This is a genomic window from Streptomyces hawaiiensis (assembly GCF_004803895.1).
GTDB classification, from domain to species: domain Bacteria; phylum Actinomycetota; class Actinomycetes; order Streptomycetales; family Streptomycetaceae; genus Streptomyces; species Streptomyces hawaiiensis.
On sequence record NZ_CP021978.1, the window covers coordinates 2,388,751 to 2,413,164 of the forward strand.

20 protein-coding genes are annotated in these 24,414 nt (G+C 69.9%); 7 read left to right on the top strand and 13 right to left on the bottom strand.

What is annotated here, in order from left to right; all coding sequences use genetic code 11:
* Nucleotides 1-35 precede the first annotated feature (35 nt).
* Nucleotides 36-203: a hypothetical protein gene (locus CEB94_RS11045; RefSeq protein ID WP_175432034.1), complete on the top strand. Its 168-nt coding sequence runs from the start codon at nt 36-38 to the stop codon at nt 201-203.
* 88 nt (nt 204-291) lie between these two features.
* Here CEB94_RS11045 and dnaE read toward each other — a convergent pair whose 3' ends face one another.
* Complete coding sequence (dnaE, locus tag CEB94_RS11050; RefSeq protein ID WP_175432035.1) at nt 292-3,831, bottom strand: DNA polymerase III subunit alpha; 3,540 nt, start codon at nt 3,829-3,831, stop codon at nt 292-294.
* A 216-nt stretch (nt 3,832-4,047) separates the two neighbouring features.
* Between dnaE and CEB94_RS11055 the strand changes: the two genes are divergently transcribed.
* From CEB94_RS11055 to CEB94_RS11070, 4 genes are all read left to right on the top strand, one after another.
* The gene (locus CEB94_RS11055) at nt 4,048-5,388 is read left to right on the top strand and encodes a DUF2252 domain-containing protein (protein ID WP_175432036.1); all 1,341 of its coding nucleotides are present in this window, start codon (nt 4,048-4,050) and stop codon (nt 5,386-5,388) included.
* Between the two features lie 70 nt (nt 5,389-5,458).
* A complete protein-coding gene (locus tag CEB94_RS11060) occupies nt 5,459-6,154 on the top strand; it encodes a hypothetical protein (RefSeq protein ID WP_175432037.1) in 696 nt (231 codons plus the stop codon).
* Nucleotides 6,155-6,284: 130 nt separating this feature from the next.
* Nucleotides 6,285-7,103, top strand: coding sequence for a thioredoxin domain-containing protein (locus CEB94_RS11065; protein WP_175432038.1), 819 nt, complete (start codon nt 6,285-6,287; stop codon nt 7,101-7,103).
* A 92-nt stretch (nt 7,104-7,195) separates the two neighbouring features.
* On the top strand, nt 7,196-8,866 hold the full coding sequence (locus CEB94_RS11070; RefSeq protein ID WP_175432039.1) for an alkaline phosphatase D family protein: 1,671 nt from the start codon (nt 7,196-7,198) through the stop codon (nt 8,864-8,866).
* A gap of 6 nt (nt 8,867-8,872) precedes the next feature.
* On the opposite strand, the gene CEB94_RS11075 is transcribed toward CEB94_RS11070, so the two are convergent.
* A complete protein-coding gene (locus CEB94_RS11075) occupies nt 8,873-9,442 on the bottom strand; it encodes a dienelactone hydrolase family protein (protein ID WP_175432040.1) in 570 nt (189 codons plus the stop codon).
* A gap of 107 nt (nt 9,443-9,549) precedes the next feature.
* Here CEB94_RS11075 and CEB94_RS11080 point away from each other — a divergent pair, with 107 nt between their 5' ends.
* Entirely contained in the window at nt 9,550-10,689 is a 1,140-nt protein-coding gene (locus CEB94_RS11080) for a mechanosensitive ion channel family protein (RefSeq protein WP_175432041.1), read from the top strand.
* Nucleotides 10,690-10,764: 75 nt separating this feature from the next.
* Here CEB94_RS11080 and CEB94_RS11085 read toward each other — a convergent pair whose 3' ends face one another.
* The 6 genes from CEB94_RS11085 to CEB94_RS11110 all read right to left on the bottom strand — a co-directional run bounded on the left by CEB94_RS11085 (nt 10,765) and on the right by CEB94_RS11110 (nt 16,648).
* Nucleotides 10,765-11,505: an SDR family NAD(P)-dependent oxidoreductase gene (locus CEB94_RS11085; RefSeq protein WP_175432042.1), complete on the bottom strand. Its 741-nt coding sequence runs from the start codon at nt 11,503-11,505 to the stop codon at nt 10,765-10,767.
* Between the two features lie 57 nt (nt 11,506-11,562).
* A complete protein-coding gene (locus CEB94_RS11090; protein WP_175432043.1) occupies nt 11,563-13,149 on the bottom strand; it encodes a Na+/H+ antiporter in 1,587 nt (528 codons plus the stop codon).
* Between the two features lie 95 nt (nt 13,150-13,244).
* Nucleotides 13,245-13,712 carry a GNAT family N-acetyltransferase gene (locus CEB94_RS11095; protein ID WP_175432044.1) on the bottom strand — a complete coding sequence of 156 codons (468 nt, stop codon included), beginning with the start codon at nt 13,710-13,712 and terminating at the stop codon, nt 13,245-13,247.
* Nucleotides 13,709-14,653: an RluA family pseudouridine synthase gene (locus tag CEB94_RS11100; RefSeq protein WP_175432045.1), complete on the bottom strand. Its 945-nt coding sequence runs from the start codon at nt 14,651-14,653 to the stop codon at nt 13,709-13,711. The genes CEB94_RS11095 and CEB94_RS11100 overlap by 4 nt, the downstream gene beginning before the upstream one ends.
* 43 nt (nt 14,654-14,696) lie before the next feature.
* Nucleotides 14,697-15,296: a signal peptidase II gene (gene lspA / locus CEB94_RS11105; protein ID WP_175432046.1), complete on the bottom strand. Its 600-nt coding sequence runs from the start codon at nt 15,294-15,296 to the stop codon at nt 14,697-14,699.
* Nucleotides 15,297-15,385: 89 nt separating this feature from the next.
* Nucleotides 15,386-16,648 carry a TraR/DksA family transcriptional regulator gene (locus CEB94_RS11110; RefSeq protein ID WP_175432047.1) on the bottom strand — a complete coding sequence of 421 codons (1,263 nt, stop codon included), beginning with the start codon at nt 16,646-16,648 and terminating at the stop codon, nt 15,386-15,388.
* 613 nt (nt 16,649-17,261) lie between these two features.
* On the opposite strand from CEB94_RS11110, the gene ileS reads away from it, so the two are divergent.
* Nucleotides 17,262-20,420: an isoleucine--tRNA ligase gene (ileS, locus tag CEB94_RS11115; protein ID WP_175432048.1), complete on the top strand. Its 3,159-nt coding sequence runs from the start codon at nt 17,262-17,264 to the stop codon at nt 20,418-20,420.
* 206 nt (nt 20,421-20,626) lie between these two features.
* On the opposite strand, the gene CEB94_RS11120 is transcribed toward ileS, so the two are convergent.
* The 5 genes from CEB94_RS11120 to pgeF form a co-directional block, all read right to left on the bottom strand.
* Nucleotides 20,627-21,772 (bottom strand): DivIVA domain-containing protein, encoded by a 1,146-nt coding sequence (locus tag CEB94_RS11120; RefSeq protein WP_175432049.1) that lies wholly within the window; start codon nt 21,770-21,772, stop codon nt 20,627-20,629.
* Nucleotides 21,773-21,825: 53 nt separating this feature from the next.
* Nucleotides 21,826-22,110 (bottom strand): YggT family protein, encoded by a 285-nt coding sequence (locus CEB94_RS11125; protein ID WP_007448661.1) that lies wholly within the window; start codon nt 22,108-22,110, stop codon nt 21,826-21,828.
* Between the two features lie 70 nt (nt 22,111-22,180).
* On the bottom strand, nt 22,181-22,822 hold the full coding sequence (locus tag CEB94_RS11130; RefSeq protein ID WP_175432050.1) for a cell division protein SepF: 642 nt from the start codon (nt 22,820-22,822) through the stop codon (nt 22,181-22,183).
* A 129-nt stretch (nt 22,823-22,951) separates the two neighbouring features.
* Entirely contained in the window at nt 22,952-23,671 is a 720-nt protein-coding gene (locus tag CEB94_RS11135; protein ID WP_175432051.1) for a YggS family pyridoxal phosphate-dependent enzyme, read from the bottom strand.
* Between the two features lie 6 nt (nt 23,672-23,677).
* A complete protein-coding gene (gene pgeF / locus CEB94_RS11140; RefSeq protein WP_175432052.1) occupies nt 23,678-24,409 on the bottom strand; it encodes a peptidoglycan editing factor PgeF in 732 nt (243 codons plus the stop codon).
* Nucleotides 24,410-24,414 lie beyond the last annotated feature (5 nt).

Consider the following 24,414-nt stretch of genomic DNA (forward strand, 5'->3'; position numbering starts at 1 on the left):
GCCCTGGCCCCTAGTCCCCTACAGGAGGCATCACCATGGCCAAGAACAAGAACCGTGACCGTAAGCAGCAGCGTCCGACCGAGCGTGGTCAGCGGGCGGACCGCAGCCCCGCCTCGCAGACGGAGCCCCAGCCCGAGGTCGAGGTGGCCCCCGGCGACATGGCACCGGCCGGCAAGCGAAAGCGCAGCTTCGGCCACAACTGACATCGTGTGACGGGTTGTTGCGCCCACACACGCACGAGGGGCGTACCCGCAGCCGGGTACGCCCCTCACGCGCATCGAAAGCCCTGTGTCACCCGGCCAGGCAGGACGGTCCGAGCAGCACCTTCAGGTCACCGAAGAGCGCCGGGTCCGGCTTCACCCGGTGCCGGTCCAGCCGCAGCACGGTCGTCTTGGTCGGCCCCTGGAGCTTGATGCGGACCTCGCTGTCGCCCTTGTGGTGGCTGAGGACCTCGCCGAGGCGGCTGACCAGCGGCGGGGTGACCCGGGTGGCCGGGATGGTGAGGACCACGGGCGCGTTGGTGCCCGCGTTCGACAGATCGGGAACCTGCAGTTCCATCGCGACGAGCCGCGGGATGTCCTCGCGCTTGTCGAGGCGGCCCTTGACGAACACCACGGCGTCCTCGACGAGTTGCGTCGAGACGAGCTGGTAGGTCGCGGGGAAGAACATGCACTCGATCGAGCCGGCGAGGTCCTCGACGGTCGCGATGGCCCAGGCGTTGCCCTGCTTGGTCATCTTGCGCTGCAGGCCCGAGATGATGCCGCCGATGGTGACGACCGCGCCGTCGGAGTGCTCGCCCCCGGTCAGCTGGGAGATACCCGCGTCGGCCTTGTCGGACAGGATGTGCTCCAGTCCGAACAGCGGGTGGTCGGAGACGTACAGACCGAGCATCTCCCGCTCCTGGGCGAGCAGATAGGTCTTGTCCCACTCGTCGGGCGAGAACTCCACGTCGAGCCCGAAGCCCGGCTCGCTGGTCTCGGCCTCGCCCATGCCGCCGAAGAGGTCGAACTGTCCCTCGGCCTCCTTGCGCTTGACCGCGACCACGTTGTCGATCATCGGCTCGTAGTGCGCGGTGAGGCCCTTGCGGGTGTGGCCCATGGCGTCGAAGGCGCCGGCCTTGATCAGCGATTCGGTGGTGCGCTTGTTGCAGACCACCGCCTCCACCTTGTCGAGGTAGTCCGGGAAGGAGACGTACTTCCCCTTGGCCTTGCGGCACCTGATGATCGACTCGACCACGTTCGTGCCGACGTTGCGGACGGCGGAGAGGCCGAAGAGGATCACGTCGTCGCCCTGGGCCGCGAAGTTGGACATCGACTCGTTGACGTCCGGCGGGAGCACCTTGATGCCCATGCGGCGGCACTCGTTGAGGTAGACGGCCGACTTGTCCTTGTCGTCCTTCACTGATGTGAGCAGCGCGGCCATGTACTCGGCCGGGTGGTTCGCCTTGAGGTACGCCGTCCAGTACGAGACGAGTCCGTACGCGGCGGAGTGCGCCTTGTTGAACGCGTAGCCGGCGAAGGGGACCAGCACGTCCCACAGAGCCTGGATGGCCTCGTCGCTGAAGCCCTTCCTGCGGGCGCCCTCCTGGAAGAGGACGAAGTTCTTCGCCAGTTCCTCGGGCTTCTTCTTGCCCATCACGCGGCGCAGGATGTCGGCCTCGCCGAGCGAGTAGCCGGCAATGATCTGGGCGGCCTTCTGCACCTGCTCCTGGTAGACGATCAGGCCGTGGGTGACGTCCAGGACCTCCCTGAGCGGCTCCTCCAGTTCGGGGTGGATGGGCGTGATCTCCTGCTGGCCGTTCTTGCGCAGCGCGTAGTTCGTGTGGGAGTTCATGCCCATGGGGCCCGGGCGGTACAGGGCCGACACGGCGGAGATGTCTTCGAAGTTGTCCGGCTTCATGAGCCGGAGCAGGGAGCGCATGGGGCCGCCGTCGAACTGGAAGACACCGAGGGTGTCGCCGCGCTGGAGCAGTTCGAAGGTCGTGGGGTCGTCGAGCGGGAGGCTCAGGAGGTCGATGTCGACCCCCTTGTTGGACTTCACCATCTTGACGGCGTCGTCCATGATCGTCAGGTTGCGCAGGCCCAGGAAGTCCATCTTCAGCAGGCCGAGCGACTCGCAGCTCGGGTAGTCCCACTGGGTGATGGTGACCTTGTCCGTGTGCCTGACCCAGACGGGCACATGGTCGGTGATGGTCTCGCTGGACATGATCACGCCGGCGGCGTGCACGCCCATCTGCCGGACCAGGCCCTCGACGCCCTTGGCGGTGTCGATGACCTTCTTGACGTCCGGCTCGTTCTCGTACATCGCCCGGATCTCGCCCGCCTCCGAGTACCGGGGGTGCTCGGGGTTGGTGATGCCGTCCAGGTTGATGCCCTTGCCGAGGACGTCGGCGGGCATGGCCTTGGTGAGGCGGTCGCCCATCGCGTACGGGTAGCCCAGCACGCGCGCGGAGTCCTTGATCGCGTTCTTGGCCTTGATGGTGCCGTAGGTGCCGATCATGGCGACCTTGTCGGCGCCGTACTTCTCCGTCACGTACCGGATCACCTCGACGCGCCGGCGCTCGTCGAAGTCGATGTCGACATCGGGCATGGAGATGCGCTCGGGGTTGAGGAACCGCTCGAAGATCAGGCCGTGCGGGATGGGGTCGAGGTCGGTGATGCCGAGGGCGTAGGCGACGATCGAGCCGGCCGCGGAGCCTCGGCCGGGGCCGACCGCGATGCCCTGCCTCTTGGCCCACATGATGAAGTCGGCGACCACGAGGAAGTAGCCCGGGAAGCCCATCGAGATGATGGTGTCCATCTCGTACTCGACCTGCTTCATGCGGTCGTCCGGGATGCCGTCCGGGAAGCGGCGGTTCATGCCGCGCAGGGTCTCCTCGCGGAACCAGCTGACCTCGGTGTACCCCTCCGGGATGTCGAACTTGGGCATGAGGTCGCGCTTCTCGAACATGCCCGTGGTGTCGACCATCTCGGCGATCAGACGGGTGTTGGCACAGCCCTCCTGCCAGGCGTCCGAGGAGTCGATGGCGTACATCTCGTCCGTGGACTTCAGGTAGTAGCCGGTGCCGTCGAACCTGAAGCGGTCGGGGTCGGAGAGGTTCTTGCCGGTCTGGATGCACAGCAGGGCGTCGTGGGCGACCGACTCGTGCGCGTACGTGTAGTGCGAGTCGTTGGTGACCAGCGGGGGGATGCCGAGCTTCTTGCCGATGTCCAGCAGGCCGTCGCGGACCCGGCGCTCGATCTCGATGCCGTGGTCCATCAGCTCCAGGAAGTAGCGGTCCTTGCCGAAGATGTCCTGGTAGTCGGCGGCGGCCTTCAGGGCCTCGTCGAAGTGGCCGAGGCGCAGCCGGGTCTGGACCTCGCCGGAGGGGCAGCCGGTGGAGGCGACGATCCCCTCGGACCACTTGGCGATGGTCTCCTTGTCCATCCGGGGCCACTTCTGCAGCCAGCCCTCGGCGTACGCGTCGGAGGACAGCCGGAAGAGGTTGTGCAGGCCGGTGCTGTTCACCGCCCACATCGTCTTGTGGGTGTAACCACCGGAACCGGAGACGTCGTCCCTTTTCTGGTGCGGCTGGCCCCACTGGATCTTGCGCTTGTTGCGCCGGGACTCGGGCGCGACATAGGCCTCGATCCCGATGATCGGGGTCACTCCGGCCTTCTGGGCGGTGTGGAAGAAGTCGTAGGCGCCGTGGAGGTTGCCGTGGTCGGACATGGCGATGTGCGTCATGCCCATCTCGTCGCACGCGTTGAACATGTCCTTCAGCCGCGCGGCACCGTCCAGCAGCGAGTACTGGGTGTGGACGTGCAGGTGCGTGAACGGCGGCTTTGACACGGCTGCGGCCTCCAGGGAAAACGTCGGTCGAATGGGTCCGGCAGGCTGCGGACAGTCTGGGGGACAGCGTCGAAGTCTATGCCTCGGCACTGACACCCGGAGGGCTGACCCGCGTACCTTCGTGCGAGGCTTCGCGGGCACTCCCGCGAGCCGCCGCACGTTAGGCAGAGGGCGGACCTGCCGCCCTGAAATGTACGCACCAGGAGGCACCCAGCGATGTCGTTCCCGCCGCTCGACGACGAGCACCGCGGTGAGGAGATCCTCGCCGTATTCGACACCGCCTTCGGGCAGCTGCTGGCCGCCGACCCGGCCGCGTTCCGTGTGAAGTTCCGCAAGATGGCGGCCTCGGCCTTCGCCTTCTACCGGGGCACGGCCGGCCTCTTCTACCACGACCTCACTGTGTCTGATCAGTTCGGGTCGAAGCGGGGCGGCCCGTACCTGGACGAGCGCACCTCCCGCGTGTGGATCCACGGCGACCTGCACGCGGAGAACTTCGGCACCTACATGGACGCCAACGGCCGCCTGATCTTCAACGTCAACGACTTCGACGAGGCCTACGTCGGCCCCTTCACCTGGGACCTGAAGCGCTTCGCCGCCTCCGTCGCCCTCATCGGGTACGCGAAGGCTCTCGGCGACGAGCAGATCTCCGAGCTGGTGACGATCTACGCGGTCGCCTACCGCGAGCGGATCCACGCCCTGGCGACGGGCGCGAAGAGCGACGAGGTGCCGCCGTTCACGCTGGACACCGCGCAGGGCCCGCTGCTGGACGCGCTGCGTGACGCCCGCTCGCTGACCCGCTTCGGCCTGCTGGACTCGATGACGGAGATCCGCGACTTCGAGCGCCGCTTCGCGCCGGGCGGCGGCTCCGTCGAGCTGGACGCGGCCACCCGCTACAAGGTCCTCGCCGCTTTCGACGGCTACCTGGAGACGCTCCCGGACAGTTCGCTGACCCGCCCGGACTCCTACCGCGTGAAGGACGTCGTCGGCCGGCGCGGCATCGGCATCGGCTCGGCGGGTCTGCCGTCGTACAACATCCTGCTGGAGGGGCACAGCGACGCCCTGGAGAACGACGTCGTGATCTACATCAAGCAGGCCCAGACGCCGGCCGTCTCCCGGCACATCACGGACCAGGCGATCCGCGGGTACTTCCAGCACGAGGGGCACCGCACGGTCATCTCCCAGCGCGCCCTCCAGGCGCACGCCGACCCGTGGCTGGGCTGGACCGAGCTGGACGGCGCGGGCCAGCTGGTCGCCGAGGTCTCGCCGTACGCGGTGGACCTCGACTGGGGCGACATCGACGAGGCGGAGGAGATCGCCCAGGTGGTGGCCGACCTCGGCCGGGCGACGGCCACGATGCACGCGGCAGCGGACGACCAGTCCGGCGAGTCCCTGGTGCCGTTCTCCACGGAGCGGGCCATCGACGCGGCGATCGCGGCCGACGAGGAGGGCTTCGCCCCCCTCCTGGTCGACTTCGCGCACAGCTACGGCGCACGCGCGCGTGCCGACCACCAGACCTTCGTGGACCTGTTCCGCAACGGCCGGATTCCGGGTCTGTGACGGAAGCGGGCTCACACAGGCATCCTTTAGGGGTCTCTTACGGGACCGCGTGACACACTCTCCTATCGCTATGGACATATCCGGGATCCAGCTCAGAGCCGTACGCGCGGCGCTGTTCACGGCCGTGGTCGTGACGCTCAGCACCGCGTCGCACGTGCTGCTGTCCCGGGCCCCGCTGCCGGTGGGCACGGTGGCCGCGGTCGCCGCCGCCGTGTTCGTGATCGCGTTCGCCCTGGCGGGCCGCGAGCGCTCCTTCGGGAGGATCGCGGCCCTGCTGATCCCGCTGGAACTGGCCGCCGACACGGTGTTCACCACGGGCCAGCACGCCTGTTACGGGCGGGCGGGCGGCCCGGTCACCGGCCCCCTGCGCTCGGTCGGCCTGGACGTGCTCTGCGGCGGCGGCGAGGTCGGCACCCCCCTGGCCCGGATGGCCGGGGCCACCGGCACCGACCGGCTGGCGGCCGCGGTGGTCCATGCCGACCCGGCCACAGCCTGGCTTCTGCTCGGCGCGCACATCGGCGTCGGGCTCCTCGCCGCCGTCTGGCTGCGCCGCGGCGAGCGGGCCCTGGCCCAGCTGCTGCGGGCGGTGACGGCGACGACGTTCCGGCCGCTGCTGCTGGCGGTCGCCGCGGTCACGGTGGAGCGGGCCCCGGCCGGGCGGCGCCTGCCGGCGCGCGCCGCCGACCGCACGCCCACCACGCGCGACCGGATCCTCGCCTACTCCCTGGGACGGCGCGGACCGCCGTGCTCGCCCGCCTTCGCGTAAGGCACGCGTCTTCGCACGAGGCACTCGCCGCGGAAGGCTCCCGCCCTCTCCTCGGCACTTTCGAGCACCAGCAGTCCCCCTTACGTAGCCCGCACACACAGATGTGCGCGTCCCCCACGGAGACATCACCATGAGCAAGCGGAACACCCAGGCGGCGAAGATGGCAGCCCGCGAGCGGCTGCGCGCCGAGCGCGAGCGCGAGGCCAAGCGCGCCAAGGCCAAGCGCCAGATCATCGTCGCGGCCTCCATAGTCGGCGTGCTGGCGATAGCCGGCGGCATCGGCTACGCCGTCGTCCAGGCCAACAAGCCCACCTACTGGGAAGGCCAGAAGGACGCCAAGGTCGTCGCCCCGGCCAACACCACGGGCACCGACGGCACCACGGTCGTCATCGGCAAGGACTCGGCGAAGAAGACCCTCAAGATCTACGAGGACCCGCGCTGCCCGGTGTGCGCCCAGTTCGAGCAGACCGTCGGTCCGACCGTGAAGAAGGACATCGACGACGGCAAGTTCAAGATGCAGTTCATCGGCGCCACGTTCATCGACAACAAGGACAACGGCGAGGGCTCCAAGAACGCGCTGAGCGCCCTGGGCGCCGCGCTGAACGTGAGCGACGAGGCGTTCCTCGACTACAAGGCCGCGCTGTACTCGGCGAAGTACCACCCGGAGGAGACGACCGACAAGTTCAAGGACGACAGCTACCTCATCAAGGTCGCGAACACCGTCCCCGAACTGAAGGACAACAAGAAGTTCCAGGACGCGGTCGAGAAGGGCACCTACGACGCCTGGGCGATGGCCATGTCGAAGACCTTCGACGACAACAAGGACGGGGTGAAGGGCACGCCGGGCTTCGTCATGGACGGCAAGCAGCTCACCGCCGACAGCCAGGGCACGCCGCTGATGACGGTGGCCGACTTCAACCGGGTCGTGGGCGAGGCCCTCAAGAAGTGACGGCAGGTCGGGGACCGGTCGGCATGTGAAGAGCGGGCGAACTTCCGGAGTTCGCCCGCTCCGGTGCATACCGACCAGTAACCTGATCGGCTGTGACCAGTCGATACAGATCATCGAATACGTCGGAGGGCTTCAACTCCCTCACCCCGCGCCGCCGTTCGGTCGTCAAGGCCGCGGCGGCGACCGCTGTCCTGGCCGGACCGCTGGCGGCGACCCTGCCCGCGCGCGCCGTCGACCAGGCACCCGCGTTCCTGCACGGCGTCGCCTCCGGTGACCCGCTGCCGGACGGCATCCTGCTGTGGACCCGCGTCACGCCGATGCCGGAGGCGATACCCGGCTCCGGAGTCGGCCCGGACACCGAGGTGAGCTGGATCGTCGCCAGGGACAAGGCGTTCAGCACCGTCGTCGCCAAGGGCTCCACCACCGCGACGGCCGCCTCCGACCACACCGTGAAGGCCGACATCCGCGGCCTGGAGCCGGGCACCGACTACTGGTTCCGCTTCTCCGCCGGCGGCACCGACTCCCCCGCCGCACGCACCCGCACCGCCCCGGCCCACGACGCCGCCGTCCAGGGCCTGCGCTTCGGCGTGGTCTCCTGCGCCAACTGGGAGGCCGGCTACTTCTCCCCGTACCGTCATCTCGCGGCCCGCGGCGACCTGGACGCCTGGCTGCACCTGGGCGACTACATCTACGAGTACGGCACCGGCGAGTACGGCACCCGCGACAAGGTCGTCCGCCCGCACGCCCCGGCCCACGAGATCCTCACGCTCGCCGACTACCGCGTCCGGCACGCGCGGTACAAGACCGACCCCGACCTTCAGGCACTGCACGCCGCGGCCCCCGTCGTCGCGATCTGGGACGACCACGAGTTCGCCAACGACGCCTTCTCCGGCGGCGCGGAGAACCACACGGAGGGCGCGGAGGGCGCCTGGTCCGCCCGGCAGGCCGCCGCCAAGCAGGCCTACTTCGAGTGGATGCCGGTACGCCCCGCGACCGCGGGCACCACCTACCGCCGGCTGCGCTTCGGCAAGCTGGCCGACCTGTCGCTGCTGGACCTGCGCTCCTTCCGCTCGCAGCAGGTCAAGGTCGGTGACGGCGAGGTCGACGACCCGGACCGCACGCTCACCGGCCGCGCCCAGCTCGACTGGCTCAAGGCGGGGCTGAAGTCGTCCGACACCACCTGGCGACTGGTCGGCAACTCGGTGATGATCTCGCCGTTCGCCATCGGCTCGCTCTCCGCCGACCTGCTCAAGCCCCTCGCCAAGCTGCTGGGCCTGCCGCAGGAGGGCCTCGCCCTCAACACCGACCAGTGGGACGGCTACACCGACGACCGCCGCGAGATCCTGGCGCACCTGCGGACGAACGCGATCCGCAACACGGTCTTCCTCACCGGCGACATCCACATGGCCTGGGCCAACGACGTGCCGGTGGACGCCGGCACGTATCCGCTGTCCCCCTCGGCCGCCACGGAGTTCGTCGTCACGTCGGTCACCTCCGACAACCTCGACGACATCGTCAAGGTCCCGCAGGGCACGGTCTCCGCGGTCGCCGCGCCGGTCATCCGCGCCGCCAACCGCCATGTCCACTGGGTCGACACCGACCGGCACGGCTTCGGCGTCCTGGACATCACGGCCGAGCGCGCGCAGATGGACTACTACGTCATCTCCGACCGCGCCAAGCGTGACGCGACGGCCAAGTGGACGCGCTCGTACCGCACGCGCAGCGGTACGCAGAAGGCCGAGCGCTCCTACGACCCGGTGTAACCGCCGCTACAGGGTGTCGAGGAAGCCGAGTGCCACCCGCCAGGTGGCCTCGGCGGCCTCGGCGTCGTAGTCCGGCAGGTCGGGGTCGGTATAGAGATGACCGGCCCCGGCGTACCGGTACACCTCCACGTCGGCGCCGGTGCGGCCCATCTGGAGGTACCAGGCGCTGAGCCAGTCGTCCGTCTCGAAGGGGTCCGGCTCCGCCACGTGCAGCTGGACCGGCAGGTCCTCGGCCGTGACGTCCGGCGCGATGTCCGAGGTGCCGTGCAGGAGCAGCAGGCCCCGCGCCTTGTCATCGCCCAGGGCGAGGGTCTGGGCGATGGAGGCGCCGAGCGAGAACCCGGCGTACACCAGCCCGCGCTCGGAGTAGGGAGCGGCGGCCAGCACGGCCCGCTTCAGCAGTTCGTCCTTGCCGATCTTCTCCTTGTGTTCCATGCCCTCCTCGACCGACTCGAACGTGCGCCCCTCGAAGAGGTCGGGCGCCCACACCTCGTGTCCGGCCGACCGCAGCCGGTCAGCGGCCTGGAGCACCGCGGGCCGCAGTCCATGGGTCGAGTGAAAGAGCATGATGTTCATGAGGCCATGGTGCCAGCCGGGTGTGACCGGCCGGGATCCCGGCACTACCCCCGACGCAACGGAAGTCACATGTTCATGCACCCCGGGAGCCGGTTAGGTTCGGTGGCATGGAGAACCTGCTACGACCGCTGATCGTGGTCGGTGGCTCGGTCGTGCTCACGCTGGTGATCGGCTGGGCCACCGACTTCCTGCTGCGCAAGGCCGACGAACGGCACCACGACACCCCACTGTGGGATCTGCTCCGCCGTGGCCGTATCCCCTACCAGCTCGTGCTGTGCGCGGCCCTGCTGAGAGGGTCGTACGACGAGGCCCAACTGCTGGAGAGCCGCGACGAGGCCGTCGGCCGGGTGCTGACCCTGGTACTGATCGGGTCGACCGCCTGGCTGGTGATCCGTATCGCGGCGGCGATCGTCGAGACGTCGTACAGCCGGTACGCCAGCGCCCGGGCCCACCGCGACCCGGCCAGGGTCCGCCGGGTGCGCACCCAGGTGACACTGATCATGCGCGTGGTGTCCGCGATCGTCGGCGTGGTGGCCGCGGCGAGCATGCTGCTGACCTTCCCGGCGTTCCGCGCGGCGGGTGCCTCGCTGCTGGCCTCGGCCGGCATCCTCGGCATCGTCGCCGGTGTCGCCGCCCAGTCCACGCTGAGCAACATGTTCGCGGGGTTCCAGATCGCCTTCGGCGACATGGTGCGCATCGGGGACACGGTGGTGGTGGACGGCGAGTGGGGCACGGTCGAGGAGATCACGCTGACCTTCCTGACCGTCCGCACCTGGGACGAGCGCCGCATCACCATGCCGGTGTCGTACTTCACGTCCAAGCCGTTCGAGAACTGGTCGCGCGGCACGCCGCAGATGACGGGCATCGTCTTCTGGCACGTCGATCACACCGCCCCCGTGGAGGCGATGCGCGACAAGCTCCGCGACATCCTGCGCGAGTGCGCGGCCTGGGACGGCCGCGCCTACAACCTGTCCGTCACGGACACCACTCCGAACACCATGCAGGTGCGGGCCCTGGTGACGGCCAAGGACGCGGACGACATCTGGACGGTGCGGGTCACCGTCCGCGAGGAGATGATCCGCTGGCTGACCCGCGAGCACCCGTACGCCCTGCCCCGGGTCAACACGGCGGACGCGGTCCTTCCGCCGTCTCCGGGGAGCAACGGCCACCGCCCGTCCCCGCAGGAGGCCGTACCGGCCCAGCAGCGTCGCTACCACGGCAACGGCTCGGGCCGGCCGGAGCGGTGACGACACGGGCCGGCGCCCGCACGGACGACAGGAGGGCTGCCCGCGCCGCGGGCAGCCCTCCTCCGTGCTGTCGGGTCAGTGGCCGCGCTCGGCGCCGCCGTTGACCTGGATGATCTGCGAGGTGATGTGCCCGGCGCCCGGGGAGGCCAGCCAGTGCAGGGTCTCGGCGACGTCCCCCGGGGTCCCGGCCCGGCCGTTCGAGGTCTCATCGATGAGCCGCGCCCGCCGCTCCTCGGCCATCGCGTCCCCGAAGAACTCGGTGTCCTCGATGTACCCGGGCGCGACCACGTTCGCGGTGATGCCACGCGGCCCGAGCTCCCGGGCCAGATCGTGGGCGTACGGGTGCAGTCCCGCCTTGGCCGCCGCGTACGCCCCGCTCCCGGATCCCCGGTAGGCGGCGATGGAGCTGAGGAACAGCACCCGTCCCCCGGGCTCGGAGAGCCGCGGCTTCAGCGCCTCGGTGAGAAGGACCGCGGTCAGGGTGTTGAGCCGGAAGTTCACGCTCCAGGTGTGCGCGACGGCCGCGAGCGGATCGTCACCCGGGGCGTCCGGTTCGAGCAGTCCGCTGCCCCCGGCGCTGTGCACGAGCACGTCCACAGCCCCCAACTCCCGCTCCACGAAGGCGGCGACACCGCGCACGTCCGCCGGCTCGGCGAGATCGGCGGCGTACGTCAGCGCGCCGGGCACCTCGGCCTTCTCCAGCACATCCGCCCGCCGCCCGAGCAGCAGCACCCGGTCCCCGCCGGCGGCGAACAGCCGGGCCGCCGCGAGCCCGATTCCCGTACCTCCGCCACTGATTATTACGTTTCGTGCCATACGACCGACCCTACGACGCCGTGATCGTCCTCCGTCAAACCGGCGACAGCAGCCCGCTCATCGCAGGCTGCGGACGTCGAGGTGCCGCAGCACCCGGTCCACCACCTCGGGATCCGCGCCCGGCTCACTGCGCGCCGCCAGCACCTCGTGCCGCGCCGCGCTCAGCATCTCCTGCTGGATGCGCCGCAACCGCTTCACCCGCCGGGCGCCCTCCCGGTACGCCTCCCGCCGCTCGTCCTCCGCGAGTTCGGGACTGATCCGCACCCCGATGTCGTAGGCCCGGCGCAGCATCTGCTCGGACAGTTCCTCCGGCAGCTCCTCGTTGTCCTCGATCTCCCGCAGTCTCTGCTTCGCCGCCTTGGCCGCCCGGATCGCCAGCGTCTTCGCGAACTCCTTCTCCTGGTCCGTGTCGGCCTTCACCCCGAGCCGCCGCACCAGCCACGGCAACGTCAGCCCCTGCAGCACCAGCGTCGCCATGATCACCCCGAAGGCGATGAAGATGATCTCGTCCCGGCTGGGGAACGGCGTGCCCGCGTCGGTCTCCAGCGGAATCGCCAGCACCAGCGCGACCGAGGCCACCCCGCGCATCCCCGACCACCACATCACCACGGTCTCGCGCCAGCTCACCGGGATGTCCTCGTCGTAGTCCCGCCGCGCGTGCAGCCGTTTGGTCAGCCAGGTCGCCGGCAGCAGCCACAGCAGCCGGGCGAACACGACGACGACCACCACCACCGCCGCCCACCAGAGCAGTTCGCCCCACCGCCCGGAGGCCGTGCGGATCGCGTTGTGCAGCTCAAGACCGACCAGCCCGAACGCCACGCCGGTGACGAGCGTGTCGACGATGTTCCAGAACGTGTGCCCGGCCAGCCGCGTCATGACGTCGTCGGCGTCGGAGCCGTACTCCGCGAGGAACAGCGCGGTGGTGAGCACAGCGAGCACCCCGGACCCGTGCAGCTCCTCGGCCATGACGTACGAGGCGTACGGCACCAGCAGGGTCAGCCCGATCTGCAGGGTCGCGTCGCCGAGCACCTCCATCAGCTTGTTCGCGCCCCAGCCCAGCGCGAGGCCCACGGCCACCGCCACCACGGCCGACAGCACCAGATCGAGCCCGGCCTTCCAGGGGGAGAACGTCCCGCTGACGGCGGCGGCGATGGCCACGTGGTAGAGGACGATGGCCGTCACGTCGTTGAAGAGCCCCTCGCCCTCCAGGATCGACACCAGCCGGCGCGGCAGTCCCAGCTGCCCGGCCACGGCGGTCGCCGCGACCGGGTCCGGCGGCGCCACCAGCGCGCCCAGCGCGAACGCCGCGGCGAGCGGCAGCCCCGGCACGATCGCGTCGGCCACGGCGGCCACGCAGGCCATGGTGACGAACACCAGCGCCACGGCCAGCAGGAAGATCGGCCTCTTGTTCGCCGCGAACTGCCGCCAGGACGTGCGCCGCACGGCTGCGTAGAGCAGGGGCGGCAGCAGCAGCGGCAGGATCAGGTCCGGCGCGATCTCGACGTTCGGTACGAACGGCAGCAGCGCGAGGACTATCCCCAGGAGCGTCATCAGCACCGGCGCGGGCATCTTGAACCGGTCACCCACGGGGACACTGATCACGGCCCCGAGCAGCAGCACGAACAGCAGGGCCAACTGATCCACGGTCAGCGCTCCGGGAGGTCAAGTGGTCACACGACTGACTTCAAGCCTGCCACGCAACTCCCATGACAAACCGTTTCAGCACCCGCCACCGAGAACTAGAGCGAACGCCGCATCCCCTGGTGCGGAATGCCCGCCTCCAAGTACTCGGGCCCGTACGGCTCATAGCCGAGCCGCTCGTAGAAGCCGAGCGCGTGCGTCTGCGCGTGCAGGTCCACGGCCGCGAGCCCCCGCGCGCGTGCCGCGTCCTCGACGGCCCGCACCAGGGCGGCACCGACACCGAGCCGGCGCGCGGAACCCGTCACGGCCAGCCGGCCCAGGGAGCCCACGGACGGGCCGGCGCCGGTCTGCGCCACGGCCGCCGCCCCGTGCAGCAGCCGCCCGGTCCCGAGCGGCACACCGTCCTCCCGGACCGCCAGCACATGCACCGCGTCGGCGTCGTACGCGTCGTACTCGAGGTCCTCCGGCACGCCCTGCTCGCCGACGAAGACCTCCTTGCGCACCGCGAAGCACGCCTCACGGTCGGCCGGACCCTCGGCGACCCGCACCATGTACGGGGTGCTCACGCGTACGTCTCCTCGCGGACCTGCTCCAGAGCCTTCTCCAGGTCCTCCGGGTAGTCGCAGGAGAACTCCGCCCACTGCCCGTCCCCGGGGTGCTCGAAGCCGAGCCGCACCGCGTGCAGCCACTGGCGGGTCAGGCCGAGACGCTTGGCGAGCGTCGGGTCGGCGCCATAGGTGAGGTCGCCGACGCAGGGGTGCCGGTGGGCGGCCATGTGGACGCGGATCTGGTGCGTGCGGCCGGTCTCCAGCTTCACGTCGAGCAGCGAAGCCGCGCGGAACGCCTCGATGAGGTCGTAATGCGTGACGGACGGCTTGCCCTCGGCCGTGACCGCCCACTTGTAGTCGTGCTGGGGGTGCCGCCCGATGGGCGCGTCGATGGTGCCGCTGGTCGGGTCGGGGTGGCCCTGGACGAGCGTGTGGTACCGCTTGTCGACCGTGCGCTCCTTGAACTGGCGCTTCAGCGACGTGTACGCGTACTCCGACTTGGCGACCACCATCAGCCCCGACGTGCCCACGTCGAGCCGGTGCACGATGCCCTGGCGCTCGGCGGCGCCGGAGGTGGAGATCCGGTACCCGGCGGCGGCCAGGCCCCCGATGACGGTCGGCCCGGTCCAGCCCGGCGACGGGTGCGCCGCGACGCCGACCGGCTTGACGATCACGACCACGTCATCATCGTCGTGCACGATTTCCATGCCCTCGACCGGCTCGGCCACCACCTGCACCGGCGCGGGCGCCTGCGGCATCTCGACCTCCAGCCAGGCGCCGCCGTGCACGCGCTCCGACTTGCCGACCACCGACCCGTCGACCGTGACCTTCCCCGCGGCGGCGAGCTCGGCCGCCTTGGTACGGGAGAAGCCGAACATGCGGGAGATGGCGGCGTCGACGCGCTCGCCCTCCAGGCCGTCGGGCACGGGCAGGGTACGGATCTCGGGAAGCGTGCTCACCCGTCGAGTATGCCGGACGGCACCGACAGGGCCGTACGCGCGCTCAGTCCTTGTGGACGGTCCCGTCCGGGTCGAGCCCCTTGAACGACAGCAGCACGATCAGGATGCCGCCGCACACGATCGCCGAATCGGCCAGGTTGAACACGGCGAAATGCTTGGGCGCGATGAAGTCCACGACCGCGCCCTCGAAGACGCCCGGCGCCCTGAAGATCCGGTCGGTGAGGTTGCCCAGCGCACCGCCGAGCAGCAGGCCGAGCGCGATCGCCCAGGGCAGGCTGTAGAGCTTGCGGGCGAGACGGGCGATCACCACGATCACCGCCGCCGCGATCATGGTGAAGATCACGGTGAAGGCCTCGCCGAAGCCGAAGGCCGCGCCCGCGTTGCGGATCGCCTCGAACTTCAGCCAGTCCCCGATGATCTCGATGGGCGGGTGGTGCTCCAGCTTGGCCACCACGATCATCTTGCTGATCAGGTCGAGGGCGTACGCGAACGAGGCGACGGCGAACAGCACCGCGATCCGGCGCCGGCCCCGCCCGGCGCCGGGCTCGCCGGCGGGGGTGCCCTCGGAGTCGGGCCGCTCCTTGCCGCCCCCGGCCGCGTCCGGTGTGTCCGGCGTACCGATGATGCGCTCCGCCTCTGCCACGTGAGTCCCTCAACCTAGGTGCCTGACTGAGGACGAGGGTACGGCACACCCCGTACGCCCCACGTGCTCAGGAGGCATTCGGCGGCCGGTCAATACCGGCGCTCCTGCTTCTGCTTGCACTCCACGCAGAGCGTGGCCCGGGGGAAGGCCTGCATGCGCGCCTTGCCGATGGGATTGCCGCAGTTCTCGCACAGGCCGTAGGTGCCCGCGTGCAGGCGTTCCAGGGCGCGTTCGGTCTGGATCAGCATCTCCCGCGCGTTGGCGGCCAGGGCCAGCTCGTGCTCGCGGGTGATGTTCTTGGTGCCGGTGTCCGCCTGGTCGTCGCCCGCGCCGTCCCCGGAGTCCCGCATCAGACCGGCGAGCGACCGCTCCGACGAGGAGATCTCCTCGCTCAGCCGGGTCTCCTCGGACGTCAGCTCGGACCGCGCCTCCTCGACCTCCTCCGCCGTCCAGGGGTCCTCGCCCGGGCGTACCGCGAGCTCACCGGGGTCCGCCGCGGCGATGCGTGCCTTCGGAACGGCGGTCTTCGCCGCCGTCGCCGTGCCAGGAGTCTTCTTCGCAACCACCGTCGTCGCTCCCGTCTGCTGCGCGGCCTCGGCCGCGCCCGCCTTTGTGGCCGTGCTGCTCGCGGCCATGTCCTGTGTGACCGCGCCGGTCCGGGCAGTGCCCTTGCCGGCCGCGCTCTTCGTGGTGGTGCTCTTGCCTCCGGCGACCTTCTCGGCCGGGGCCTTCTTGGCGGCGGTCTTCCTCGCGGCCGCCTTCTTCCCCGCCTTCTTCCTGACGGCGGCCTTGTCGGCCGGGTCGGTCTTCCTCGCCGTCTTCTTCCCTGCCGCCTTCTCGGCCGGCACCCGCGCTGCCGATGCCTTGGCCGATGCCCTCTCTCCCGGCGCCTCGGCCGACGCCCTCGCTGCCGATGGCTTGGTCTGCGCCCTTTCCGTCGGTGCCTTCTCCGCCGGTGCCTCGGCCGACGTCTTCTCCACCGGAGCCTTGGCTGATGCCTTCTCCGCCGGTGCCTTGGCCGTGTCCTTCTTGGCCCCTGCCGTTCCGGCCGATGCCGCCTTGGCCGCCGCCTTCTCGGCCACGGCTTTCTCGGCCCCGCCTTCCTCGGCCCCGGCCGGCTTGGCCCCGGCCTCCTTGCTCGCGGTCTCCTTGGCCGCGGCCTTCCTGGCCGTCGCCTTCTTCCCGGCCGCCTTCGTCCCCTCGGCCGCCTTCCCCCCGCCCTCCTTCGCCGCCCGCCCCGCCGAGCCCCCCTGCGCTGACTTCTTCCCGCCCACGTCCTTGGCCGCACCGCCGGAGGCCTCCGAGGACCTGCCGGACGCCGGCTGCTGTACGGCGGTCTTCTTCGCCACCATGGCCGCGGCCCCTTCACATATTGTGATCTTGCTCGCGCATCGTGCTGGGACGATAAATCGACTCGAGTCCCGCGGCAACGGGGCACACCGCCCGATTCGCCCGCCTCGCGCACGCCGCGCGGCGAACCTGCATCCGTTGTGCCCAGCTCCCCGCCCGGTAATCCGCCAGGCGAGACGTCCCAGGATCCGAACACCCATACCACCCCATTCGGGTCACCAAACCCATTTCGCACCCCACCCGCCACCTCACCCCCGACCGCCCCGAAAACCGGTCGGCCGCCATCCGCGCGGCGCCGTACACTGGGCGGAGCGAAAAGCGTGGATGGGGACGAGTAGCGGCGTACGCAGCCCAGAGCGACCCGGGGACGGTGGAAGCCCGGGGGCGAGCGCGACGTGAAGATCACCCCGGAGCCGCCGGAAGAACACCGGAGCCAGCGAGCGACGGCCAGTAGACCCGGCATCGCGACCCCAATGAGGGGGCTCGTCGGCGCACACCCCGTGCCGGAGGGCCAAGGAGGGTGGTACCGCGGGAGCGCGCCGAAGGCGGCGCAGGCAGACCTAGCTCTCGTCCCTCCGGACGGAAGGCAGCAAGTCCGCCGGAGGAAGCCCGCTGATGACATCGCCGACGTATCGCCAGGTACCCGCCCAGGTCGACCTGCCCGCCCTCGAGCACGCCGTGCTCGACTTCTGGCGCGAGCAGAAGATCTTCGCCAAGAGCCTGGAGCAGTCCGAGGGCCGCCCCGAGTGGGTGTTCTACGAGGGCCCGCCCACCGCCAACGGCATGCCCGGTGCCCACCACATCGAGGCGCGCGTCTTCAAGGACGTCTTCCCCCGCTTCCGCACCATGCGCGGCTACCACGTGGCCCGCAAGGCCGGCTGGGACTGCCACGGCCTCCCCGTGGAGCTCGCCGTCGAGAAGGAGCTCGGCTTCTCCGGCAAGCAGGACATCGAGGCGTACGGCATCGCCGAGTTCAACGCGAAGTGCCGTGAGTCGGTGACCCGGCACACGGACGCCTTCGAAGAGCTCACGACCCGCATGGGCTACTGGACCGACCTGAACGACCCGTACCGCACGATGGACCCCGAGTACATCGAGTCGGTCTGGTGGTCGCTGAAGGAGATCTTCAACAAGGGCCTGCTGGTCCAGGACCACCGCGTCGCCCCCTGGTGCCCCCGCTGCGGCACGGGCCTGTCGGACCACGAGCTGGCGCAGGGCTACGAGACGGTCGTCGACCCCTCGGTCTTCGTCCGCTTCCCGCTCACCTCCGGCCCGCTGGCCGGCGAGGCCGCGCTCCTGGTGTGGACGACGACCCCTTGGACCCTGGTGTCCAACACCGCCGTCGCCGCCCACCCCGAGGTCGCCTACGTCGTCGCGACGAACGGCGAGGAGAAGCTGGTCGTCGCCGAGCCGCTCCTCGCCAAGGCCCTCGGCGAGGGCTGGGAGCCCACCGGCCAGTCCTTCACGGGCGCCGAGATGGAGCGCTGGACGTACCAGCGGCCTTTCGAGCTGGTGGAGTTCCCCGAGGCGGCCCACTTCGTGGTCAACGCCGAGTACGTCACGACCGAGGACGGCACGGGTCTGGTCCACCAGTCCCCCGCCTTCGGTGAGGACGACCTCAAGGTCTGCCGCTCCTACGGCCTCCCCGTCGTGAACCCGGTCCGCCCGGACGGCACCTTCGAGGAGGACGTCCCGCTCGTCGGCGGCGTCTTCTTCAAGAAGGCCGACGAGAAGCTCACCGAGGACCTCGACAGCCGCGGCCTGCTCTTCAAGCACATCCCCTACGAGCACAGCTACCCGCACTGCTGGCGCTGCCACACCGCGCTGCTCTACTACGCGCAGCCCTCCTGGTACATCCGCACCACGGCGCTCAAGGACCGCCTCCTCGCGGAGAACGAGGGCACCAACTGGTTCCCGGAGACGGTCAAGAACGGCCGCTACGGGGACTGGCTGAACAACAACATCGACTGGGCGCTGTCCCGCAACCGCTACTGGGGCACGCCGCTGCCGATCTGGCGCTGCGAGGACGACCACCTCACCTGCGCCGGCTCCCTCGCCGAGCTGACCGAGCTGACCGGCACGGACCAGTCGGCCCTGGACCCGCACCGCCCGTTCATCGACGACGTCACGTTCGCCTGCCCGCAGGGCGGCTGCGGGAAGACGGCCACGCGCGTGCCCGAGGTGATCGACGCCTGGTACGACTCGGGGTCGATGCCGTTCGCGCAGTGGGGCTACCCGTACAAGAACAAGGAGCTGTTCGAGGCCCGCTACCCGGCGCAGTTCATCTGCGAGGCCATCGACCAGACCCGCGGCTGGTTCTACACGCTGATGGCGGTCGGCACGCTCGTCTTCGACAAGTCCTCGTACGAGAACGTCGTCTGCCTCGGCCACATCCTCGCCGAGGACGGCCGCAAGATGTCCAAGCACCTGGGCAACACCCTGGAGCCGATCCCGCTCATGGACCGGCACGGCGCCGACGCGGTCCGCTGGTTCATGGCGGCCGGCGGCTCCCCGTGGGCGGCCCGCCGCGTGGGCCACGGCACGATCCAGGAGGTCGTCCGCAAGACGCTCCTGACGTACTGGAACACGGTCGCCTTCCAGGCCCTGTACGCCCGTACGTCGAACTGGGCCCCCTCCGGGGCCGACCCGGCCCCGGCCGACCGCCCGGTCCTGGACCGCTGGCTGCTGTCCGAACTGCACGCGCTCACCGACCAGGTCACCCAGGCGCTGGACGCCTACGACACCCAGCGCGCCGGCAAGCTGCTGTCCGCGTTCGTCGACGACCTGTCCAACTGGTACGTGCGCCGCTCCCGTCGCCGCTTCTGGCAGGGCGACAAGGCGGCCCTGCGCACGCTGCACGAGGTCGTCGAGACGGTCACGCAGCTGATGTCCCCGCTGACCCCGTTCATCACCGAGCGGGTGTGGCAGGACCTGATCGTCCCGGTCACCCCGGGCGCTGTGGAGTCGGTCCATCTGTCGTCCTGGCCGGAGGCGGACCTCACCGCCATCGACCCGGAGCTGTCGAAGCAGATGGTGCTGGTGCGCCGGCTGGTGGAGCTCGGCCGTGCCACGCGCGCGGAGTCGGGCGTCAAGACGCGTCAGCCGCTCTCCCGCGCGCTGATCGCGGCGACGGGCTTCGAGACGCTGGACTCCGAACTGCGCACGCAGATCACGGAGGAGCTGAACGTCGAGTCCCTGGCGACGCTGAGCGAGGTCGGCGGCAGCCTGGTCGACACCACGGCGAAGGCCAACTTCCGTGCGCTGGGCAAGCGGTTCGGCAAGCGCGTCCAGGACGTCGCCAAGGCCGTCGCCAACGCGGACGCGGCCGCCCTGTCCCTGGCCCTGCGCGAGGGCACGGCGTCGGTCGAGGTCGACGGCGAGACCATCACGCTGGCTCCCGACGAGGTCATCATCACGGAGACCCCGCGCGAGGGCTGGTCGGTGGCCTCCGACTCGGGCGCGACGGTCGCTCTGGACCTGGAGATCACGGAGGAGCTTCGCCGTGCGGGCCTGGCCCGTGACGCGATCCGCCTGATCCAGGAGGCCCGCAAGAACAGCGGCCTCGACGTGGCCGACCGCATCGCGCTGCGCTGGACCGCCACGGACCAGGCGACAGTAGAGGCCCTGACCGACCACGCCGGCCTGATCGCCGACGAGGTCCTGGCGACGGCCTTCCTGAATGAGCACAGCGCCCAGGGCGAGGCTGACGGCACCTACGGCGAGCCCTTCACCGACGAGGGACTGTCCCTGACGTTCCGCCTGCGCAAGGCGTAACCCTCAGGCCGAAGGCCCGGACCCGCCAAAGATCTTGGCGGGTCCGGGCCTTCGGCGTTGCGTGCGCACGAACGCGATTGCGTACGCACGAACGTGAGGACGCAGACACGAACGCGCGCGGCAAAAGGGCGAGGCCCCGGGTAGGAACCCGGGGCCTCGCCCTGAACGCTGCCGACGTCTATGCCGTACTACTGGCCATCAGGCCGTCAGTTGTCATCCTCGTCGATCAGGAAGCCCCGCATCGGCGAGGGCGCCTGACCCATCGGGGACGGGCCCTGCGGACGTACCGGCGCCATCGGCTGGGTCATGGCCGGAGACATCTGCTGCTGGCCGCCGCCGTAGGACGGAGCGGACTGGGACGGGTTGCCGCCCATCGTCTGGTTGCCGCCGTAGGACGGGGCGCTCGCGCCGGCCGGAGCCATGGAAGGCGCCGGGGACGGCGGGAGGGACGCGGTCGCCGGAGTGCGCGGCGGGGCCAGCGAGTCGTCGGCCTGGGTCTCCAGCTGACGCAGCTGCGACTCCAGGTACGACTTCAGGCGCGTGCGGTACTCGCGCTCGAAGCCGCGCAGGTCCTCGACCTTGCGCTCCAGCGTGGCGCGGGCGGACTCCAGGGAGCCCATCGCGACGCGGTGCTTCTCCTGCGCGTCCCGCTCCAGGGCGTCGGCCTTGGCACGGGCGTCACGCTCCAGACCCTCGGCACGCGAACGGGCCTCGCCGACGATCTTGTTGGCCTCGGAACGGGCCTCCGCGATCGCCTGGTCGGCGGTCTGCTGGGCCAGCGAGAGGACACGGGCGGCGCTGTCGCCACCGGGACCTTGCTGACCGGGGCCGCCCATCGGACCGCCCATGGGGCCGGGGCCGCCCATCGGGCCGCCCATCTGCTGCTGCATTTGCTGCTGCATCGGGGGCTGGCCCATCGGACCCGGACCCTGACCCATCGGGCCGGGACCCTGAGGTCCACCCTGACCGCCGGGACCGGCGGGCAGCTGCGGGGCACCGCTCGGCAGCTGGGGCGGACCACCCATGGGGCCACCCATCTGCTGCTGCGGCGGGCCCGATATGCCGGCGGGTACGGGACCACCAGGACCGCGCATGCCCTGCTGCTGCTGTTGTTGCTGCTGTTGCTGCTGATCCTGCTGCTCCGGAGGCTTGCGCATGTTCTGCTGGTTCTGCGCAGCAGCGCGCGTGGCCGCGGCCAGTTTGGCGCGCAGGTCCTCGTTCTCACGGAGCAGGCGGGTCAGTTCGGCTTCGACCTCATCGAGGAAGGCATCGACCTCGTCCTCGTCATAGCCTTCTCGGAGGCGGACGGTCGTGAACTGCTTGTTCCGCACGTCCTCGGGGGTCAACGGCATCTCTTCACCTCAACGTAGTCGTCGGCATTCGGCAAGACCGTAGTTCACATCGCTCACAGCCGACTCACGATCGAGATCAGGATGTAGACGATGATCATCAGTACGAAGAAGGACAGGTCGAGCGCCACGCCCCCGAGACGCAGCGGCGGAATGAACCGCCGCAGAAGCTTGAGCGGTGGATCAGTGACAGTGTAGGTGGCCTCCAGAACGACCACCATCGCCTTGCCGGGTTGCCATGAGCGGGCGAACTGGAAGACGTAGTCCATGACCAACCGGAAGATGAGCACGATGAGGAAGCACATCAGCGCGATGTAGACGACATCCAAAACCACGCTCATGATCTCTTGCTTCCCTCTCCCCTGTGCCCTGCTGTGTCGTGCTGTCTACTGCTGTTTCCGGTGGTGCGTCTCAGCTCTGGTTGAAGAACCCGCCCTCTGCGATGCGGGCCTTGTCCTCCGCCGTGACATCGACGTTAGCAGGCGACAACAGGAACACCTTCTGCGTCACCCGCTCGATGCTGCCGTGAAGACCAAACACCAAACCGGCCGCAAAGTCGACAAGTCGCTTCGCATCTGTGTCGTCCATCTCAGTCAGATTCATGATCACCGGGGTGCCTTCACGGAAGTGTTCCCCGATGGTACGGGCCTCGTTGTAGGTCCGTGGGTGAAGCGTGGTGATCCGGTAAGGCTCTCGTTCGGACACGACCTTGGGCATGATCACCGGTGCGTTCTTCTCCAGACTTGCGCGTTCTTGTGTGATGGATGCCACGGGCGCGATGCGCGCCGGGCGGCTGGATTCCGCGGGGAGCGAAGCGGAGCGGGCGGCCGGTTCGCGAGGCGCGGGCGCCTGTACGACTCGTACCTCTTCGTCCCTTTGGGACAGATGTGAGACGTGCGGCTGGTGGGACGGCTCGTGCCGTCGGTGGTCCCGCTCGGGCTCCGGGTCCAGTTCGGGTTCGAAGTCGTCGTCGGGGTCGAATCCGCGGCCGTCGTACCCATCGTCCTCCACGAGGCCGAGGTAGACCGCCATCTTGCGCATCGCGCCGGCCATGCTCTGAGTCCTCCGCTCTGTGGTGGATCGGCTGACGACTGCCAAGTGCCCGCGATCCACGAGGTCCTTGAATCCGCCTTTCGGCGGCAATGACCATATTTTCTGCTGTGGTCCGACTTCTTGGCGACGTTACCCGAGCCTGGGGCGGACTCCGAGTACCGCACTGCCGACGCGCACATGTGTCGCTCCGGCCGTCACGGCCTGTTCGAGGTCCGTACTCATCCCTGCCGAGACCATGGTGGCAGCCGGATGACTCCGGCGCAGGTCGGTCGACAAATCCATCAACCGCTCGAAGGCCGCCTGTTCGCGTCCCGCGTACTCCCCGGTGAGCGGCGCCACGGTCATCAGTCCGTCGAGCCGGAGCCCCGGGGCCCCGGCCACGAGGTCGGCCAACTCCCCGATTCCGCCAGGGCCGGTCCCTCCGCGCTCGCCCCGGCCGCTCGCACCGGCGTCCAGTGCGACCTGGAGCAGGCATCCCAGTTCGCGCCCGGCCCGGACGGCTTCCTTCGACAGGGCGGTGACGAGCTTGGACCGGTCGACGGACTGCACGAAATCCGCGTAACCGGCCACGGATCGCACCTTGTTGGTCTGGAGTTGACCGACAAAATGCCAAGTAAGGGGCAGATCCGCGCAGGCGGCGGCTTTCGGGGCCGCGTCCTGGTCGCGGTTCTCGGCGACGTGCCGCACGCCGAGTTCCGCGAGGATCCGCACATCGCTCGCGGGGTAGGTCTTGGTGACCACGATCAGGGTCACCTCGTCGCGGGCGCGCCCCGCGGCGGCGCACGCGTCGGCGATGCGCCGTTCCACCTTCGCCAGATTCGCGGCGAGTTCGTTCTTACGGTCCGTCATGCCCTATCAGTCCAGCCACACATAACCCGCGAGCCGACCGGTGGTGCGGTCGCGGCGGTACGAGAAGTGATCGCGCGACTCCAGCGTGCACACCGGCGACTGCTCCCGGTCGCACACCCCGAGCCGCTCCAGCTGGGCGTGCACTCCGGCGCTCACGTCGACCGCCGGTGTGCCCCAACCCGTCTCGGCGTACGCCGCCGGCTCGATGGCGGACACCTCGGCGCGCATCGCCTCGGGCACTTCGTAACACCGGCCGCAGACGGTGGGGCCGGTGTGGGCGACGATCCGGGTGGGCTCGGCGCCCAGTTCCGTCATCGCGCGTAGCGCGGCCGGGACGACTCCGGCGATCATGCCGGGCCGGCCCGCGTGGGCCGCGGCGGCGATCCCGGCGACGGGGTCGGCGAGCAGCACCGGCACGCAGTCGGCGGTGAGTACGGCGAGGGCGAGCCCCCGGCGGGCGGTGACGATCGCGTCGACCGGCGGGATCCGGGTCGAAGATCCCCAGGGTCCGTCCACCACCGCCACGTCGGCCCCGTGCACCTGGTTCATCCAGACCACCCGGTCCGGCTCGACGCCGAGGGACTGTGCGGCCAGCTCACGGTTGGTGCGTACGGCGTCGGGGTCGTCGCCGACCGCTCCGCCGAGGTTGAGCTCCTCATACGGAGCGGCGCTCACCCCGCCCCACCGGTCGGTGAAGCCGAAGTGCGCGCCGCTCGCGCTTTCGCGCTGTCCTATCACGACTG

Coding starts and splice junctions, on each gene's coding strand:
- CEB94_RS11055 (WP_175432036.1), top strand. CDS start 4,048: ATGTCGTTCCCGCCGCTCGACGACGAGCACCGCGGTGAGGAGATCCTC.
- CEB94_RS11085 (WP_175432042.1), bottom strand. CDS start 11,505: ATGGCACGAAACGTAATAATCAGTGGCGGAGGTACGGGAATCGGGCTC.
- CEB94_RS11110 (WP_175432047.1), bottom strand. CDS start 16,648: ATGGTGGCGAAGAAGACCGCCGTACAGCAGCCGGCGTCCGGCAGGTCC.
- CEB94_RS11060 (WP_175432037.1), top strand. CDS start 5,459: ATGGACATATCCGGGATCCAGCTCAGAGCCGTACGCGCGGCGCTGTTC.
- CEB94_RS11065 (WP_175432038.1), top strand. CDS start 6,285: ATGAGCAAGCGGAACACCCAGGCGGCGAAGATGGCAGCCCGCGAGCGG.
- CEB94_RS11075 (WP_175432040.1), bottom strand. CDS start 9,442: ATGAACATCATGCTCTTTCACTCGACCCATGGACTGCGGCCCGCGGTG.
- CEB94_RS11125 (WP_007448661.1), bottom strand. CDS start 22,110: ATGAGCGTGGTTTTGGATGTCGTCTACATCGCGCTGATGTGCTTCCTC.
- CEB94_RS11120 (WP_175432049.1), bottom strand. CDS start 21,772: ATGCCGTTGACCCCCGAGGACGTGCGGAACAAGCAGTTCACGACCGTC.
- CEB94_RS11045 (WP_175432034.1), top strand. CDS start 36: ATGGCCAAGAACAAGAACCGTGACCGTAAGCAGCAGCGTCCGACCGAG.
- CEB94_RS11130 (WP_175432050.1), bottom strand. CDS start 22,822: ATGGCCGGCGCGATGCGCAAGATGGCGGTCTACCTCGGCCTCGTGGAG.
- CEB94_RS11135 (WP_175432051.1), bottom strand. CDS start 23,671: ATGACGGACCGTAAGAACGAACTCGCCGCGAATCTGGCGAAGGTGGAA.
- ileS (WP_175432048.1), top strand. CDS start 17,262: ATGACATCGCCGACGTATCGCCAGGTACCCGCCCAGGTCGACCTGCCC.
- CEB94_RS11080 (WP_175432041.1), top strand. CDS start 9,550: ATGGAGAACCTGCTACGACCGCTGATCGTGGTCGGTGGCTCGGTCGTG.